The sequence below is a fragment of the Streptomyces sp. Z26 genome, assembly GCF_003665095.1.
Taxonomy (GTDB): Bacteria; Actinomycetota; Actinomycetes; order Streptomycetales; family Streptomycetaceae; genus Streptomyces; species Streptomyces phytohabitans.
Genome location: NZ_RCHV01000002.1, coordinates 4,464,300 through 4,481,943, shown reverse-complemented (window position 1 = coordinate 4,481,943; position 17,644 = coordinate 4,464,300). Strand labels below are relative to the sequence as shown.

At 75.0% G+C, this 17,644-nt stretch carries 14 protein-coding genes; 5 read left to right on the top strand and 9 right to left on the bottom strand.

The features are described 5' to 3' along the window. Positions 1–60: 60 nt before the first annotated feature. Both D7M15_RS19545 and D7M15_RS19540 read right to left on the bottom strand, forming a co-directional pair. On the bottom strand, positions 61–1,482 hold the full coding sequence (locus D7M15_RS19545) for an integrin alpha (RefSeq protein ID WP_240649690.1): 1,422 nt from the start codon (positions 1,480–1,482) through the stop codon (positions 61–63). A 259-nt stretch (positions 1,483–1,741) separates the two neighbouring features. Further along, positions 1,742–3,634 (bottom strand): NAD(P)/FAD-dependent oxidoreductase, encoded by a 1,893-nt coding sequence (locus D7M15_RS19540; protein WP_121518699.1) that lies wholly within the window; start codon positions 3,632–3,634, stop codon positions 1,742–1,744. 154 nt (positions 3,635–3,788) lie between these two features. Here D7M15_RS19540 and D7M15_RS19535 point away from each other — a divergent pair, with 154 nt between their 5' ends. Then, on the top strand, positions 3,789–4,838 hold the full coding sequence (locus D7M15_RS19535) for an SMP-30/gluconolactonase/LRE family protein (RefSeq protein WP_121518698.1): 1,050 nt from the start codon (positions 3,789–3,791) through the stop codon (positions 4,836–4,838). Between the two features lie 13 nt (positions 4,839–4,851). On the opposite strand, the gene D7M15_RS19530 is transcribed toward D7M15_RS19535, so the two are convergent. Continuing rightward, on the bottom strand, positions 4,852–5,463 hold the full coding sequence (locus tag D7M15_RS19530) for a helix-turn-helix domain-containing protein (protein WP_121518697.1): 612 nt from the start codon (positions 5,461–5,463) through the stop codon (positions 4,852–4,854). Between the two features lie 233 nt (positions 5,464–5,696). Between D7M15_RS19530 and D7M15_RS19525 the strand changes: the two genes are divergently transcribed. From D7M15_RS19525 to D7M15_RS19515, 3 genes are read left to right on the top strand one after another with little or no spacing between them, the layout of a single operon-like run. Beyond that, positions 5,697–8,015: an MMPL family transporter gene (locus D7M15_RS19525; RefSeq protein WP_121518696.1), complete on the top strand. Its 2,319-nt coding sequence runs from the start codon at positions 5,697–5,699 to the stop codon at positions 8,013–8,015. A gap of 6 nt (positions 8,016–8,021) precedes the next feature. Further along, positions 8,022–9,371, top strand: coding sequence for a sensor histidine kinase (locus D7M15_RS19520; RefSeq protein WP_121518695.1), 1,350 nt, complete (start codon positions 8,022–8,024; stop codon positions 9,369–9,371). Next, positions 9,368–10,048, top strand: a complete 681-nt coding sequence (locus tag D7M15_RS19515) for a response regulator transcription factor (protein WP_121518694.1) — start codon at positions 9,368–9,370, stop codon at positions 10,046–10,048. The genes D7M15_RS19520 and D7M15_RS19515 overlap by 4 nt, the downstream gene beginning before the upstream one ends. 135 nt (positions 10,049–10,183) lie before the next feature. On the opposite strand, the gene D7M15_RS19510 is transcribed toward D7M15_RS19515, so the two are convergent. The 4 genes from D7M15_RS19510 to D7M15_RS19495 form a co-directional block, all read right to left on the bottom strand. After that, on the bottom strand, positions 10,184–10,678 hold the full coding sequence (locus D7M15_RS19510) for a hypothetical protein (RefSeq protein WP_121518693.1): 495 nt from the start codon (positions 10,676–10,678) through the stop codon (positions 10,184–10,186). A gap of 142 nt (positions 10,679–10,820) precedes the next feature. Continuing rightward, a complete protein-coding gene (locus tag D7M15_RS19505; protein ID WP_121518692.1) occupies positions 10,821–11,399 on the bottom strand; it encodes a hypothetical protein in 579 nt (192 codons plus the stop codon). Positions 11,400–11,505: 106 nt separating this feature from the next. Further along, the gene (locus tag D7M15_RS19500; protein WP_121521046.1) at positions 11,506–12,267 is read right to left on the bottom strand and encodes a class I SAM-dependent methyltransferase; all 762 of its coding nucleotides are present in this window, start codon (positions 12,265–12,267) and stop codon (positions 11,506–11,508) included. Positions 12,268–12,515: 248 nt separating this feature from the next. Continuing rightward, on the bottom strand, positions 12,516–13,454 hold the full coding sequence (locus tag D7M15_RS19495) for an SDR family oxidoreductase (protein ID WP_121518691.1): 939 nt from the start codon (positions 13,452–13,454) through the stop codon (positions 12,516–12,518). A 240-nt stretch (positions 13,455–13,694) separates the two neighbouring features. On the opposite strand from D7M15_RS19495, the gene D7M15_RS19490 reads away from it, so the two are divergent. Next, complete coding sequence (locus D7M15_RS19490; RefSeq protein ID WP_121518690.1) at positions 13,695–14,537, top strand: helix-turn-helix transcriptional regulator; 843 nt, start codon at positions 13,695–13,697, stop codon at positions 14,535–14,537. 37 nt (positions 14,538–14,574) lie between these two features. Here D7M15_RS19490 and D7M15_RS19485 read toward each other — a convergent pair whose 3' ends face one another. Continuing rightward, entirely contained in the window at positions 14,575–16,002 is a 1,428-nt protein-coding gene (locus D7M15_RS19485; protein WP_121518689.1) for an FGGY-family carbohydrate kinase, read from the bottom strand. Positions 16,003–16,054: 52 nt separating this feature from the next. Beyond that, positions 16,055–17,518: an FAD-binding oxidoreductase gene (locus tag D7M15_RS19480; RefSeq protein ID WP_121518688.1), complete on the bottom strand. Its 1,464-nt coding sequence runs from the start codon at positions 17,516–17,518 to the stop codon at positions 16,055–16,057. Between the last annotated feature and the right edge of the window lie 126 nt (positions 17,519–17,644).

Sequence of the window (17,644 nt, the reverse complement as noted above, 5' to 3'; positions counted from 1 at the left end):
CGCTCCTCGCCGCGTACGGGCCCGGTCCGCGTACGGTGCCGGTCCGCGCGGGTGCCGGACTCAGCGCAGCAGGCTGCCGAGCCGCGCCTTCGTCACCGGGGTGCCGAGGTCGCTCGGGCCGAACGACGTGGCGCCGTCGGTCGTCAGCCCCGTGTCGGTGCCGCGCAGCGACCAGACCGCGCCGGAGCCCTCGTTCTCCTCCGTGGAGGAGGCCTGGAGGTCGCGGTGGCCGTCGCCGTCGACGTCCGCGAGGACGCAGCCCGCGCCGAACTCGTCGCCCTCCTCCGCGACTCCGGGCACGCCCGTGGTGTCCTGGTGCAGCACCTGGCTGCCCGCGCCGGTCACGCCGGACTCCGTACCGTGCAGCAGCGCGATCGCGCCCGCGTCGGTCTTGGTCCCGACGTCCTTCCAGCTGATGCCGAGCGCGACCTCCGCCTTGCCGTCACCGGTCACGTCCGCGACCGCGACGCACGAGCCGAGCATCTCGCCGTCCGACGGCGGCTCGCCGGGGAACCCGTCGATGCTCTGGTCGAACTTCTGCCGACGGTCGGCGGACAGCCCGTCCTCCGTACCGAAGACGACCACCACCTCGTCGTACAGGTCGCTGCCGCCGCTCACCACCAGGTCGTCGTGGCCGTCGCCGTCGACGTCGCCCAGGTCCATGTCGGCGCCGCCCCGGTCGGGGCCCCGCGAGACGGTGAAGCCGTCGGGACCGCCCAGGAGCGCGTCGCTGCGGTACACGCCGTCGCCCTCGTACGACCAGAACGCGAGGTCCTGCGTACCGTCGCCGTTGACGTCGCCCACCGCGCGGGCCGAGGACGGGCCGCTGATCGAGGTGCCGGTGTTCTGGTCGCCGTCCTGCCCGGCCGGGGCGAGGAAGTCCAGCTTCCCGGCGGGCGTACCGGACCGCGTGAGCGGGCCCTTCCACAGCGCCGCGGGCTGCGCGACGGGGTCGTCGCCGCTCGGGCCCGGGTCGCCGAGGAGCGCGAGGTCGGCCTGTCCGTCGCCGTCGAAGTCACCGATCTGCGGCGTCGTACCGTACTTCGCGACGGCCGTGCTGCCCACCAGCCCGTCGGCGGAGCCCCACAGGACGACGCTCCCCGACGCGGGGTCCTCGGAGCCGACGACCAGGTCGCCGTAGCCGTCGCCGTCCAGGTCGCCCTTGCTGAAGGACGCGCCGAACTGCTGCTTGGCGGCGGGCGATCCGGGCACACCGCTGGTCGCGCGGCTCACCAGCTGCTTGCGGGAGGCGTCGAGGCCGTCGGCGGAGCCGTACGTGACGACCACGTAGCCCGCGGCCGACTTGCCGCCGACGGTGGCGCCGGGGGCACCGCTGACGAGGTCCGCGTAGCCGTCGCCGTTGAGGTCCTCGGAGGCGTCGGCCTCGTGCGCGGCCTTCTTCGCCGCCTGCTGCCCGGCGGTCCCCTCCGCGGCGGGCCGCGGCTTCTCCGGCGCGGCGTACACCGTCTGCGCGGCCAGCATCCCCGCCGTCAGACCGCCCGCCGTCAGCAGCAGCGCGGCACGGGCGGCCGTCCTGCGGGAGGGGCGCGTACGACGGGGCCGGGGCTGCGGCCCGTCGGCGTCGGCCGTGCTCTTCACGTCATTCATGCACAATTTCCTTCGCGTTCAGGAACGGGTTCGGTGACAGAGATGGCCGAGGCCCCCCGGGGGTTGCCCTCCCGTCCGTCACCGTCTCGCCACAGCCACAGCCACAGCCACAGCGCCCGGCCCCCGGCCCGCGTCAGGTCGGGCGGGGGTGCGTGCGCGGGTGGAGGGCCTCGGTGACGGACTCCTCGCGCCAGCGCGCCAGGAGCCGGTGGAAGGCGACCGCGCCGTGCGGGTACGAGGTCGGGCCGTTCGGGCGGCCCCGGCCCTCGGCGTTGTAGTAGCCCGGGGTGCACTCGGCGTGGAACCACTCGTGGTCGGGGGCGTCCTCGGCCAGGACGGCGAGCCACGCCTCCTCCGCCTCCGGCGCCGGTTCCACCAGGGCGTCCGCGGCCTCGGCGGCGGCGACGAGGGCGGCGGCGTGCACGGCCTGTTCGTCCAGGACGTGGGTGAAGTTGACGCTGCTGGCGTTCTGGAGCGGGCCGAGCTGGATGAGGTTGGGGAAGCCGTGGCTGGTGAGGCCGTGCAGCGTACGCGGTCCGCGCGCGGCCCACCGGTCCCGCAGCAGGACGCCGTCCCGGCCGCGTACGGGGAGGCGTCCCGAAGTGAGGCCGGAGCGGCCGACGTTGAAGCCGGTGGCGAAGATCAGGCAGTCCAGGGCGTACGTGGTGCCGCCGACGGTGACGCCGTGCGCGGTGACGTGCTCGATGCCGTGGGTGTCGGCGGTGTCGACCAGGGTCACGTTGTCGCGGTTGAACGCCGGGTAGTACAGGTCGGAGAAGGTGGGGCGCTTGCAGGCGTAGCGGTACCAGGGCTGGAGCCGCTCCGCCGTCCCCGCGTCCGTGACGGTACGGGCGACGCGGGCGCGCAGTTCGTCCATCTTGGCGGCGTCGGCCGCCTCGTACGCCGCCTCGAATGCGGCCCGGTCCGCCGCGGCGGAGCCCGTACCGCCGCCGGGGCGCCGGAAGCTCGTCAGCTTCTCCAACAGGCCCGCGGACGCGGTCCACCGGTCGGCCACCAGGTCCTCGTCGACGTCCTCGCCGGACACGATCCGCAGGTAGTTCTCGCGCCGCCGCCGGGCCCAGCCCGCGCGGTCGGCGCCGACGTCGGCGGCGGTCGTACGGCGGTTGCCGCGTACGTCCACGGTGGAGGGCGTGCGTTGGAAGACGTAGAGGTGCGCGGCGTCGCGGGCCAGCATCGGGATGGCCTGGACGCCGGTGGCGCCCGTGCCGACGATGCCGACGCGCTTGTCCGCGAGGCCGGTCATGCCGCCCTCGGGGGTGCCGCCGGTGTACGCGTAGTCCCAGCGGGAGGTGTGGAACGTGTGGCCCTTGAAGTCCTCGATGCCGGGGATGCCGGGCAGCTTCGGGTCGGTGAGGGTGCCGGTGGCGTTGACGACGTACGTGGCGTGGAAGGCGTCGTCGCGGTCCGTGCGTACGAGCCAGGTCTCGGACGCCTCGTCCCAGGTGAGCGAGGTGACCTCGGTGGAGAACAGCGCGTCCGCGTACAGGTCGAACTGCCGCGCCGTACGCACAGCGTGGCGGCGGATCTCCTCACCGGGGGCGTACTTCCACTCCGGTACGTAGCCGGTCTCGTCGAGCAGCGGCAGGTAGACGTGCGACTCGATGTCGCAGTGGACGCCCGGGTAGCGGTTCCAGTACCAGGTGCCGCCGAAGTCGCCGCCCCGCTCCATGACGCGGACGCGCGCGACGCCGCGCTGCCGCAGGCGCGCCCCGGCGAGGATGCCGCCGAACCCGCCGCCGACGACGGCGACGTCGACGGTGTCGCGCAGGGGCGCGCGTTCGTGCGGCCCGTCGGTGTACGGGTCGGCGGCCCAGTAGCCGAACCCGGCGTCGGCGTCCCGGTACTGGGCCGCCCCGTCGGGCCGTACGCGGCGCTCCCGCTCGTGCCGGTAGCGGCGGCGCAGCGCGGCGAGCGCGTCGGGGTCGGGCGTACAGGGAGCCGGGTCCGGCGTACGGGGGTCCGGGGTGGTGCGCACGGGCTGCTCCGGGGTGCGGGGGGTGGTCATGCGGGGCCTCGTTCCTGGCGGTGGGGCCGCCCGGAGGCGGCGGCCGTCGGCTACGGTAGCAACTACCGGACAGCACTGTCCGGTTGGTCCCCGACCACCCGCGTACGACGCCCGGCCCTCGACCCCCGGGCGTACGAAGAGAGCGAGACCCCCCATGCAGCGACCCCCCGCCCGCCCCCTCGCCGTCCTCGCGGTGCTCGGTGCCCTGACCCTCACCGGCTGCGGAACGGAGCGCGCCGCGACGGCGGACGCCCCGGCGCCGCACGCCGGGCCGGGCGACACGGCGGCGGCCGGGCCCGCCGCCCGTACGCTCCGGGCCGAGCGGGTCATGCGGCTCACCCGGCCGCACGGGGCGACCGGGATGACGCTGCTGGAGGGACCCACGTTCGGCCGGGACGGCGGCCTGTACGTCGTGGACGTCACCGCGCCCGCGGGCGCCCCCAAGGTGCTGCGGGTCGACGTGGACCGGCGGACGTCCCGCGCGGTCCACACGGACGACCGCGGGGCGTACACGTCGGCGCAGTTCAGCCCGTACGACGGACGCCTCTACCTGAGCGACTTCGCGCACGGCGAGATCGTCAGCCTGGCGCCCGGCGGCGACGACCGGCGCACCTTCTTCTCCGGCGAGGTCGACGGGGCGCGGATGAACCCCGACGACATCGCCTTCGACCGCGACGGGAACCTCTACGTCAGCGACTCACGCGGCCTGTCCGAGGGCGAGGCGCACGGGCGGGTGGTACGGATCGACCGCGCGGGCGAACAGGCCGACGTGCTGGCCGGGGAGCTGGCGGCGCCGAACGGCGTCTCGTTCGACGCGGACCACCGCGGGCTGTGGTTCAGCGAACTCACCGAGAACCGCGTCTCGTACCTGCGGCTGGACGACAAGGGCGCCGTCACCTCCCGGCACACCGCGATCCGCGTGGACGGCGGCGTCGCGCAGACCGACTCGATCGCCGTGGACGCGGACGGCAACCTCTACCAGGGGCTGCACGGGCGGGCGGCGATGGCCGTGTACGACCCGTACGGGAAGCGGTTGGCGACCGTCGAACTCCCGGCGGGCACCAAGGGGTTGGAGTCCGCGACGAACGTGGCGATCACGCCCGGCGGCACCCGGGCGTACGTGACGGTGAGCGGCCCGTCCGGCGGCTACCTGTACGCCTTCGACGCGCTCGCCGAGGGCACCCGCCAGTCCAACGGCGGCTGACCCGCCCCCACCCTCAGACGTCGTGCTCCTCGGGCCCCTCGCACGCCCGCACCGGGCCCACCTCGACGCCGAGCAGCCGCCAGGCGGCCAGCGCCCGGTGCTCCCGTTCCTCGCGGGTGGCGCCGATGACGGCGGCGGACACCATGGCGACCGACAGCCCCAGGTCTTCCCCGCCGCTCAGCGGGTGCGCGTCGGGCAGGTGCCTGCGCAGGGCGCGTTGCACCCGTACGGAGAGGGCGAGGGAGTGCGCGCGGATGCCGGAACGGTCCCCCGGGCGCTCGGCGGCCAACAGGCCGATGAAACCCGCCGACTCGGTCAGGTGCCAGGTCAGCACACCGAGGACGCCGGCGAACGTCGCGTCCGCCTCGTCGGCCGCCCGCTCGATCTGCCGTACGTTCCCCTCCAGGACGGCGGCGACGGCGGCGGCGCGGTCCGGGAAGTGCCGGTAGAGGACGCCCTGTCCGACCCCGGCGCGGCGGGCGATCGCGGACAGCGGGGCCGCCAGGCCCTGTTCCGCGAAGACCTCGCGGGCGGCGGCGACCAGCGCGGCGCGGTTGCGCGCGGCGGCGCGCGGCCCGTCGTTCGCGGGCCGCCGCCCGTCCTGCCGCCCGCTGCGCTCCGTCACCCGGGAAGCGTACCGGCGGGCGTACGGGCCCGGCCCCGTACGGCCGCCGGTCCCGTACGCGTGCCCCTCTGGTGCGTACGCACCAGGTGGCGCGGGCGGCTGGTACGGGCGCACCAGAGCGGGTCGGCGGCTGCGCACGATGCCCTGCGGGGTGCCGGACGGAAGTGTGGGAGACCGCGCGGGAACCACGCGCTCCCCCCCCCTTCCCCATCGGCGTCTGGAGTGATCGACAGGTGGCTACGTACCTCTACCGGATCGGACGGTGGGCCTTCCGCCGTCGCCGCCTCGTGGGCAGCCTGTGGCTCGGCGCGCTGGTGCTGGCGGTCGTCGCGGCCGCGACGGCGCCCGCCGGGGAGGAGGAGGACCTCGCCATGCCGGGCACCGAGTCGCAGCGGGCGTTCGACCTGCTCGACGCGCGCTTCCCGGAGGCCAACTCGCAGGGCGCCGAGGCCCGTCTGGTGTTCCGCGCCCCCGACGGGCAGCGGGTGACGGCGGGCGAGCACCGGGCCGCCGTACGGGGCGCGCTCGGCTCGCTGGAGGGCGGCGGGCAGGTCGCGTCGGTCACCGACCCGTACGAGACGGACGCCGTCAGCGCGGACGGCACCGTCGCGTACTCCACGGTCACCTACGACGCCGACACCGCCGACCTGACCGCGCCCACCAAGTCCGCCCTGGAACGGGCCGCCGAGCGGGCCCGCGACACGGGGCTCACCGCCGAGGTCGGCGGCTCGGCGCTGGACGTGGAGGAGGAGCCGGGCGGTACGACGGAGATCGTCGGCGTGGCCGTGGCCGCCGTGGTGCTGGTCGTCGCCCTCGGGTCGCTGGCGGCGGCCGGGCTGTCGCTGCTCACCGCGCTCGTCGGGGTCGCCATCGCGTTCGGCCTGGTCACCGCGCTGGCGGTGCCGCTGGGTCTGACGTCCACGGTCGCGATCCTGGCGCTGATGCTGGGCCTGGCCGTCGGCATCGACTACGCCCTCTTCATCACCTCCCGCTACCGCGACGAACGCGCCCGTGGCCGCGCCCCGGAGGAGGCCGCGGGGCACGCGGTGGGCACCGCCGGGTCGGCGGTCGTCTTCGCCGGGGCCACCGTCTTCATCGCCCTCGTCGGGCTCGGCGTCGTCGGCATCCCGGAGCTGACCCGGATCGGTCTGGGCGGGGCGGGCGCCGTGGGTCTCGCCGTGCTCGTCGCGCTGACGCTGGTGCCCGCGCTGTTCGGCTTCCTCGGCCCGCGGGTGCTGTCCCGCGCCGAGCGGAAGGGCACCCGGCGCGGCGTCCCGCCCCAGCACCGCGCGCCGGGGACCGGTGCCGGTACCGGGGTGGAACGGCCGGGGCTCGCCGTCCGCTGGGCGCGGTTCGTGCTGCGCCGCCCGGTGCCCGTGCTGCTGGCCGCCGGACTCGGCCTCGGCGCCGTCGCCGTACCGGCCCTCAGCCTCGAACTCGGCCTGCCCGGCGACGAGTCCAAGTCGACCGAGACGACGCAGCGGCGCGCGTACGACCTGCTGTCGGACGGTTTCGGGCCCGGCTTCAACGGCCCCCTGACCGTGGTCGTGGACACGCCGAGGTCCGGCGGCGCGCGTGGCGCCGCGGACCGGGTCGCCGAGACGGTACGGGGTGTGGACGGCGTCGCGTCCGTCGGCGAACCCACCGTCAGCCGCAGCGGGGACACCGCCCTGCTCACCGCCGTACCGGAGACCGCGCCGAACAGCGGCGAGACGAAGGACCTGGTGAACGCGCTGCGGGACACCGTCCCCCGCGTCGAGGCCGACACCGGCGCCACCGTCCTGGTGACCGGCACCACCGCGATGAACATCGACATCTCCGAAGCCATGTCCGACGCCCTGCTCCCCTATCTCACCGTGGTCATCGGCCTGGCGGTGCTGCTGCTGACGGCGGTCTTCCGCTCCGTACTGGTGCCGGTCAAGGCCGCGCTCGGCTTCCTGCTGTCGGTGGGTGCCGCGTTCGGCGTGCTCGTCGCGGTCTTCCAGTGGGGCTGGGCGGCGGACCTGGTCGGGATCGAGCAGACCGGCCCGGTGATGTCGCTGATGCCGATCCTGGTCATCGGCATCGTCTTCGGCCTCGCGATGGACTACGAGGTGTTCCTGCTGACGCGCATGCGGGAGACGTACGTGCACGGCGCGACCCCCGAGGAGGCAGTCGTCAGCGGCTTCCGGCACAGCGGGCGGGTGGTGGCCGCGGCGGCGGTGATCATGGTCAGCGTGTTCGCCGGGTTCATCGGGATGAGCAGCCCGACGATCCAGACGATGGGCGTCGGCCTGGCGTCCGCCGTCGCGTTCGACGCCTTCGTCGTCCGCATGGCGATCGCGCCCGCCGTGCTGGCGCTGCTCCGCGACCGGGCCTGGTGGCTGCCCCGTATCCTGGACCGCGTGCTGCCGAACGTCGACATCGAGGGCGAGGCACTGAGCCGTGGCGAGGAGCTGAGCCGTACCGCCGCCGCGGGCCCCACCTCCGGGCCCACCGCCGGAACGCCCGACGCCGGGACGACGTACGGGTCGGACGCGACCGTGCCGCTGCTCCCCCTCGACAGGCGCTGACCCACCATGACGGACACGGGTGACGGTGCTCCCCTGTCGCACCTGGCTCCCCTGCCGCAGGGACGGTGGCGGCGCGAAGCGGTCGTCACGGCGGTGGCGTTCACGCTCTGCCTGCTCGGCGGCGTGGTCGGGGTCGGGGTCGGGAACGACGACACGGTGGCACCGCCACCCGTGGTGGCGTACGTCCTCGCGACGGTGTCCTGCGCCGTGCTGCCCGCGCGGCACCGCGCCCCGCTGGCGACGCTGGCGGCCACGACGGTGTGCGGGCTGCTGCTGCCGGTCCTGGGCCTGCTGCCGAACCCGCTGATCGTGGCCCCGGCCGTGGTCGCCGCCTACTCCTGCGCCCTCACCGCGCGCACCGAACGGCGGGCGGCGGGCACCGTGTCGTTCGCCGCCGCGGTGCTGCTGGTCGCGTCGGTGCCCTTCTTCGAGGCCGACTCCTGGCAGGACACCAGCCGGATGGCCACGGTGGCGGCGTTCCCGCTGGTGGCGGGCGTACTGGGGCGTTCCACGCACCACCGGCGCGCGTACGTCGCCGCCGTGGAGGAACGGGCCCAGCGCGCCGAGGAGACCCGGGACAGCGAGGCGCGGCAGCGGGTGGGCGAGGAGCGGGTACGCATCGCGCGGGACCTGCACGACGCGGTGGCCCACCAGATCACCCTCGCCAACGCGCAGGCCAGCGTGGCCTCCCACCTCTTCGACGCCCGCCCGGAGCAGGCCCGGCAGAGCCTGCGGGAGCTGGTCCGTACGACCGGGGACGCCCTCGACGACCTGCGGGCCACCGTCGGGCTGCTGCGCCAGACCGGGGACACGGCCGCGCCCGCGGGCCCGCCGCCGGGGCTGGCGCGGCTGCCCACGCTCCTGGCGTCGTTCCGGCGCGCGGGGCTCGACGTCGCGGTCGACGAGGAGGGCACGCCCCGCCCGTTGGCGCCGGGCGTGGACCTGACCGCGTACCGCATCGTGCAGGAGGCGCTGACCAACGTGGCCAAGCACGCCGGGACCGGCACCGCCCGGGTCGGTCTCGTCTGGGGCCGGGACCGGGTGGCCGTCACCGTGTCCGACGACGGCGCGGGCAACCGTACGGGAGCGGGCCTGACGGGAACGGGCGGTACGGGAGCCGGTGGCGGTGTGCCGGTGACGCCCGCGATGGGCGAACGCGCCCCCGGTTACGGCCTGATCGGCATGCGCGAACGCGCCTCCGCCATCGGCGGCCGACTCTCCGCCGGAAGCCGCCCCGAAGGCGGCTTCCTGGTGTCCAGCGAGCTGCCCGCCCCACCCGTGGACGGGACACCGGCCGAAGCGCCGTCGCCCACGGCCCCCGCCCCCGGAGTACCCGCCGACGGAGGTGCGGTGTGACGCTGCGCGTACTTCTCGCGGACGACCAGGCGCTGTTGCGCGGCGCGTTCCGGATGCTCCTCGACAGCGCCGACGACCTCACCGTCGTCGGGGAGGCCGCCGACGGCGCCGAGGCGGTGCGGCTGACCCGCGCGCTGCGCCCGGACGTGGTGGTGATGGACATCAGCATGCCCGACGTCGACGGCCTCGACGCCACCGCGCGGATCTGCGCGGACCCGGAGCTGCACGCCGTACGCATCCTGATCCTCACCACGTACGAGACGGACGAGTACGTCGCGCAGGCGCTGCGCGCGGGTGCCGGGGGCTTCATCGGCAAGGGCATCGGGGCCGAGGACCTGCTGGCCGCCGTACGCACCATCGCGGACGGCGACACCCTCCTCTCCCCCGCCGCGACCCGGTCCCTGGTCACCCGCTTCCTGGCGACGCCGGACCGCTCCGGCTCGCCGCACCACCCCGACCGCCTCGCCGTACTCACCCCGCGCGAGCGCGAGATGGTGGCCCTGGTCGCGACCGGGCTGTCCAACCAGGAGATCGCCGAGCGGATGTTCCTCAGCCCGTTCACCGTACGGGCCCACGTGCAGCGCGCCATGACGAAACTGGACGCGCGGGACCGGGCGCAGCTCGTCGTCATCGCCTACCGCACCGGGCTCGTCGACCCCGGTGACACGGCGTCCTGAGACGCCCCGGAGCACATCCCTCGACGCTGGTTCCGCGTACGCCGGCGCGCGGGGCACCGGGGCACCGCTTAACCGGGCGCCACGGCCCGGCACTTGAGCGGCCCGGGGCCCTCTGGTCACCGCACGCGGCGGCCGTCAGGCCCGGACGGCGGCGAACTCCCGGCCGGAGACGGCACGTGGATCGCTGATCATCGTGCGGGCCTCGCGGGCGGCGACCGTGACGCCCCCCGACGACGCGAACCCGACTTCCCGGTGGGCGCGCTGATACCCACTCATCGATGCCCGTATGAGGAGACCCGTGCTGAGCCCGAGGAGAACGACGACGGCGAGCGACCCCAGCGTCAAGAACCCGGTATCCATGCCGACCACGGTGGACACGACCCCGACCGCGAGCCCCGCGAGAGCCACGTAGGTCAGGTGGAGCAGGGCCCGGGCCCTCCGCTCGCCGGAGGCGCTGGCACGGAGCCGTTCCTCCTCCATGGCGTCGAGTTGCTCGATCTCCGGCGTCCGCGTCGTCGCGAACTCCTGGAACAGCTGTTCGTGCTCCGCGCTCCCCCGAGACCGCTGCTTGATCACCGTGCCGTCCGCGGCGATGTGCCACTGGATCGTCCAAGGCTTCTTCTGTTTCACGTCTCACACCGCCTCGTCAGCGGGCGACGGCCTTCACCTCGCCACGTCGGCGACGATGCTACGTCTTCCCGGCACGGCCCGATCCGCGCTCCGGTCAGGCCCACGACCGCCGCCCGCACCCGGCGGAGGGGACGCGCGGCGGCTACGCCGTGTCCCCGGGGCGCGGGCGGCCGTCGTGGCGGAGGCGCAGCCGCCGCCGGGGGTGCGAACGCAGCACGGGGTGGAGGTCCCAGCCGCGCGGCCGGGCGACGCGCAGGACGTGGCCCGCGCCCGCGCCGCGGAAGTGGTGGACGCCCAGGTCCAGTTCGCGGTGGTGCTCGCGGGCGTGCGTCGCGGTCGCCACCCGCCGGGTCCGCCGCGCGATCCGCCGCTCCACGCGCGCCCGGTAGTAGGCCGTGTCCCCCTCCCGTACGAGCGCGACCGGGGTCACGCACCACAGCGGGAGGAACGGCACCCGGCCCAGCGTGGCGTCGAGCAGCCGTACGGCGCCGTTCTCCGTACGCGGCATCAGGTGGACGACGAGCTGGGCGAACGGCGCCAGGCAGAGGAAGAAGGCCGCCAGCAGGAGCCAGACCACCCACCACAGGGGCAGGAACGCCAGGGTCGGGACGACGAGCGACAGCCGCAGGGGCAGCGGGCGTACGGGTGGCGGGCCCCAGCCGGGCGGGTCGACGCCGTCGTCCGGGGCGCCCTCGTCGCGGGCGCCGTCGTGGTCGTGCACGGGCAGTGGCCCTCCCCCCGGTCTCCGCCGCGGCCACCGGCGACGTGCCGGTGAGTGTACGCGCGGGCCGGGCACCCCGGTGGTGCGGGCGTCGCCCGGACACCGCCTACGTCGGATCACGGGGCTCCGGGGCCCGGCGCAGCAGGAGCGTGACGAAGCCGAGCGTGCCCCGGTAGCCGTGCAGCCACGCGTCGCGGTGCCCGGTCGCGGCGCGGAGCACCTCGTCGTGGTCGGGGTGTTCGGGGCGGTCCAGGGCCCAGCGGGTGAGCGCGCCCGTCCAGGACCACTCGTAGTCGTCCCACTCGCGGAGGGTGCTGACGTGCCCGTGGACCGGGAGCCAGCCCTCGGCCACGACCCGGTCGACGGTCGTCGCCAGGTCGTCGTACTCGTCGGCGGCGAACCCGGCGTCCAGGGTGGCCCGGCCGGGCGGGCGCTCCCAGAAGCCGTCCCCGACGAGCACGGCGCCGCCCGGCGCGAGGTGTTCGCGGGCGGCCCGCAGGGTGGGCAGCAGGCCGCCGAACGCGTGCGTCGCGCCGACGCACAGCACCAGGTCGTGCCGGTACGGGAAGCGGGCTGCGGAGGCGTCGCCCGTGTGGAAGGCGACGCGGTCGCCGAGCCCCGCCGCGTCGGCGGCGCGGGTGGCGGCGGCGACGGAACCGGGGTCGTGGTCGACGCCGTCGGCGCGGAGTCCGGGCCGGTCCGCGAGCGCGCGGGTCAGCCAGACGCCGGTGCCGCACCCGAGGTCGAGCACCCGCCCCGGCCCGTCCGGCGACGCGCGGTCCAACAGGGCCCGTACGGAGTCGTCGCCCAGTGGCGCGGCGACGGGGTGGTCGGCGTGGGCGAGGGAACTGATCCGTGCGCGGTCCATGGCGGGCATTCTGCGCACGCCGTACGGCCCCGCGTCACCCGGTTTCCGTCCCACCGTGCGGGAGCGTCCCGGCGTCCGCGCGCGCGGTGCCGCCGTTTCCGCGCACGGTGGGGCCGTTCCGCGCGGACAGTGGCACCGTTCCGCGCGGAGGGACGCGGCTCGTCGGCGCGCGCGGGGGTGGTCGTTCCGCGCGGAGGTGCCGCGTTTCCGCGCGCGGTTTCCGGCGTCCGCGCGCGCGGACGACGGGGTCAGCCGGTGAGGACCCCGCACAGCTCCTCGGACACCCGCCAGACCCGCCGCGCCTCCTCGGCGTCGCGCAGCCGCCCGTACAGCTTCTGCTCCGCGGGCGGACCGCCCATGTGCCCGGGCCCGGCGGGCCCGTAGAAGCGGCCGGGTACGGCGTCGGGCGAGGTGGCGGCGTACAGCGCGGGCAGCTGCGCGGTCCGTACGGTCCCCACGAGTACGCCCCGCGCGGACAGCGCGCGGATCACGCGCACCCCCGTGGTGTCCTTGTCGCGGCGCAGTTCCGGTCGGGCGGCGAGCAGGCTCGTCGGGGCGATCCCGGGGTGGCAGAGGGTGCTGGTGACGCCCCAGTCGCCGACGCGGCTGCGCCGGTCCAGCTCCAGCGCGAAGAGGCCGAGCGCGATCTTCGACTGGCTGTACGCGTGGCGGCCGTCGTACGAGCGCTCCCAGTTGAGGTCGTCCCAGTGGATGGAGTGGCTGTTGGCGGCGACGCTCAGCTGCGAGGTGACCCGGGCGCGGCCCGCGCGCAGCAGCGGCAGCAGGTGGTGGACGAGGGCGAAGTGCCCGAGGTGGTTCGTGCCGAACTGCAACTCGAAGCCGTCGGCGGTCGTCTGCCGGTCGGGCGGGGTCATCACCCCGGCGTTGTTGATCAGGAGGTGCACGGGCCTGGCCTCGTCCCGCAGGGTCGCGCCGAGCGCCGCGACGGAGGCGAGCGAGGACAGGTCGAGCGCGCGCAGCGACACGTCGGCGTGCGGGGCCCGCGCCCGTACGGCGGCGAGCGCCGCCTCGCCCTTGTCGGGGTTGCGTACGGGGAGGACGACCTCCGCGCCCGCGGCGGCCAGCCGGGTCGCGATGCCGAGTCCGATGCCGTCGCTCCCGCCGGTGACGACGGCGCGTTTCCCGGCCAGGTCCGGGACGGTGATGTCGATGTCTCCGCGTGGCATGTGCTGTCTCCCTCGTCGTGTCGTCCCCTCCACGATGACGCGTGCGGCCGGTCCCCTCCAGGGACTGCCGATCCGCTGATACGGGGTCCGCGCCCGGCGCCGCACGGGGGGATCGGCCCGATACGCGTACGGCGGCGGTGGGCCGTACGGGGGGATCGGCGGTCCGTGGCTGCGCGCGGGCAGCGGCGGTAGAAAGGGGGCAGCACGGGGACGGCCCCGGCGGACGTACGGAGGAGACAGGTGGAGATCGACCGGGCCGGGCTCGCCGCGTTCCTGCGGCACCGCCGTGAGCTGCTCCAGCCGGAGGACGTGGGTCTGCCGCGCGGGCGGCGGCGCAGGACGGGCGGGTTGCGCCGGGAGGAGGTGGCCGCGCTCTGCCACATGTCGACGGACTACTACGCGCGGCTGGAACGGGAGCGCGGCCCGCAGCCGTCGGCGCGGATGATCGCGTCGATGGCGCAGGGGTTGCGTCTGTCCCCGGAGGAGCGGGACCACCTGTTCCGGCTGGCCGGGCAGGCGCCGCCGGTACGGGGCGCGGCCAGCGAGCACATCAGCCCCGGCCTGCTGCGCATCCTCGACCGGCTGGCCGACACCCCCGCGGAGATCGTCACGGAGCTGGGCGAGACGCTGCGGCAGACGCCGCTCGGGGTGGCGCTGACCGGGGACACGACCGGCTGGACCGGGCCCGAACGCAGCATCGGCTACCGCTGGTTCACCGACCCGGCCACCCGCGCCCGGTACGCGCCCGCCGACCATCCGCTGCTGTCGCGGGTGTTCGCGTCCGGGCTGCGCGGGGTCGTCGCGCTGCGCGGCCCCGGCTCGCCCGCCGCGCGCTACGCCGAGCTGCTACGGGAGCGGAGCGAGGAGTTCCGGACGCTGTGGGAGCGCCACGAGGTCGGCGTACGCCCGCGCCACCGGAAGCGGTTCCTGCACCCCGAGGTCGGCGCGCTGGAGCTGGACTGCCAGACGCTGCTCGACCCGGAGCAGTCCCACTGCCTGCTCGTCTACACCGCCGCCCCCGGCAGCGAGAGCTACGAGAAGCTGCGGCTGCTGTCCGTCATCGGCACCCAGACCGTCCCCTGAACCCCCGGCACCTCTGAGCCGCGTCGGCCGAAGCGCGTCAGCCGAACAGCGCGTACGACTCCCGGTACAGCGGGTCCGTACGCTCCCGGATGCGCCCGTACACCTCGGCCAGCCCCGCGTACACCGCCTGGTTCCCGGGGTCGGGTGCGAAGACCCGGCCGGGGCGGACCATCGCGTCGGTCGCCGCGTCGAAGTCCGGGTACGTGCCCAGGCCGACCGCCGCGCAGAGGGCCGCGCCCAGACCGGCCGCGTCGGTGACCCCGGCGCGGTGGGCGGGGACGCCGAAGACGTCCGCGAAGATCCGCATCATCAGGTCGGAACCGGCGCCGCCCCCCGACAGGACGGTGCGCGTGAACGAGGTGCCCAGCTCCGCCGCCATCGTGCCCGCCGCGTCGTGCAGGGTGAGCGCCAACGCCTCCAGCACCGAGCGGTACAGGTGGAACGGCCCCTGCCGCCCGTCGAAGCCGAACATGCCGCCCTTGCGGTACGGCGCGTCCGTCGGCGCCAGCCAGTCGAGGACCGTCATCAGCCCGTCGCAGCCCGGCGGCACCTCCGCCGCCCGCTCGTTGAGCCAGTCCTCCACCGACAGCCCGGCCTCCCGCGCGCCCGTACGGGCGTCCTCCCCGAGCAGGTCGCGCACCCAGCTCACCGTCCACATGCCGCGCCGCACCCCGCCCGACTCGTACAGGTAAGCGCCCGGCCGGCAGGCGTAGTTGGTCCACAGGCCGGTGGCGTCGGGCAGGTGGCGGGGGCCGGTGGTCATGCCCGCGACGTACGTGCCGAGGGAGACCAGCAGCGTGCCGGAGTCGCGGAGGCCGCAGCCGAGCGCCTCCACCGCCTTGTCGTTGGCGGTCGCCACCACCGGCAGGCCCTCCGGGAGGCCGGTGTGCCGGGCGGCGGCCGCGGTGACCCGGCCCAGCACGTCGCCCGGCGACACCAGGTCGAACAGCATCGCGCGCGGCATCCCCGTACGGGCGCGCGCCTCCTCGTCCTCCGTCCAGGCCCAGGTGTCGGGGTCCAGCGGCCACACGCCCGCGTAGTTGGCGGCGGTGTCGCGGAACTCGCCCGTCATGCGGTGCGTGACGTAGCCGGACGAGGTCGTCACCCAGCGGGCGCGCGGGTCGGTGTGCTCGTACGGGCGGGAGACGCGGTCGTCCATCCAGCTCATCACCGGCTGCGCCAGCGACCCGTCCTCCGCCAGCACCGCCCGGCAGAACCGGATCGTGCACAGGCCGACGCCCACGATGTCGGCGGGGTCACCGGGGAACGCCGCCATCGCCCGCCTGCTCGCCTCCCCGACGGACGCCCACAGGTCGTCGTCCGGGTGCTCGACGACGCCGGGCCGCGGGGTGTCGTACGGGCGCAGCGCCTGCCGCCCCGCGCACACGGCGCGCCCGCGCGCGTCGAAGACGGTCACCTTGGTGCTCTGCGAGCCGTTGTCGATGCCGATGAGGTAGCGAGTCATGCCCACTCCGGGTCGGTGGTGCGGGAAGGGTGACGCGGGAACGGTGGCACGGTCAGGAGTCGAGCGGGAAGATCGTCCCGCCGTTCATGATCCCGTTCGGGTCGAACGCCGCCTTCAGCGTGGTGAGGATGTGCCAGGCGCTGCCGTGCTCCTCCGCCGCCCACGGCGCCCGGTACTTGCCGACGCCGTGGTGGTGGACCATCGAGCCCCCGGCCTTCAGCGCCTCCTCGACGATGATCGCGTTGAGGGGCTTGTGGTACTTCTCGATCTCCTCGCGGGGAGCGCAGTCGATGCGGTAGTCGTAGACGAAGTAGAGGTTCGTGCCCGTCTGGTAGCTGTGCGAGGAGTGCGCGCCGAGCAGGGTGAGGTCGCCGTGGGCGGGGAACTCGTCGCGTACGCGCGCCATCACGCTGTCGTACAGCGCGACCGTGCGCGACCAGTCGACGGAGACCTCCGTGGTGTAGCCGAGGTGCGCCTCCTCGCGCATCACCCGCTTCTCGGCCTCGATCTTGTCCGGGCCCCAGTTGAGGTTCCCGAACCACTCCTCGATCAGCGCCGGGTCGACCCGTACGTGCGCGTGCCCGGCGACGACCCGCTCGATCTCCTCGCTGGTGGCGCGGACGATGCCCTTGGGGCCCTCGGCGACGAACACGACGACGCACTTGCCCTCGTGGAAGTGGGCGAAGTGCTGGCGGGCGTCGTCCGGGGAGTAGACGCGTACGACGGAGGGGCGGAAGCCGCCGGTGACGACCTCGCGGACGACGGCGATACCGGTCGCCATGTCGTCGACGAGGAAACCGTGGAACTCGTTGTTCTCCGGCAGGTGCCGGAAGATCCGGACGGTGACCTCGGTGACGTAGCAGAGCGCGCCCTCGTTGCCGATGACGACGTGCCGGATGTCCGGACCGGCGGCGCGGCGGGGCACGTTCTTGATCCGGGACACGGTGCCGTCCGGGAAGACCGCCTCCAGGCCGACGACCATGTCCTCGATGGCGCCGTACAGCGTCGACAGCTGCCCGATGGAACGGGTCGCGACCAGGCCGCCGTACTGCGCGAGCGGCTTCGACTGCGGCGAGTGGCCGGTGGTGAACCCCCGCGCGCGCAGGGCGTCCTCCAGGGTCTGGAGGCCGACCCCGCAGCCGACGGTGGCCTGCATGTTCTCGGTGTCGATGGAGACGATCGTGTCCAGCCCGGAGCCGTCGAGGACGACGGTGTCCGCGACCGCCGTCTCCAGGCCGCCCTCGGTGGCGGTACGGCCGGTGCGCGGCACGACGTTGATCCGGTTCTCGTTCGCGAACGCCAGCACGCGGGAGACGTCCTCGGTGGAGGCGGCGTTCACGATGGCCGCGGGGAACGGGCCGTCGAAGATGCCGTGGACGGCCGTGTACTTCCGGAAGCGGTCGACGCTCGCCTCCCGCAGCTGCCGCTCGTCGGTGACGACGCGCTCGGCGCCGACCAGCTCCGTGAGGCGGGCGACGATCTCCGCGCGGCCGAGCGGGGAGAGGGACTTGGCCATGGGGTTCTTCCTTCGGGGTGCGGTGTGTGCGGTGGCGGGGTGCGGGTGGCGTACGACGCGGGCGTACGGGCTGGGACGTACGGGCTCGGGCGTACGAACGCGGGTCAGCGGACCAGGTAGCCGCCG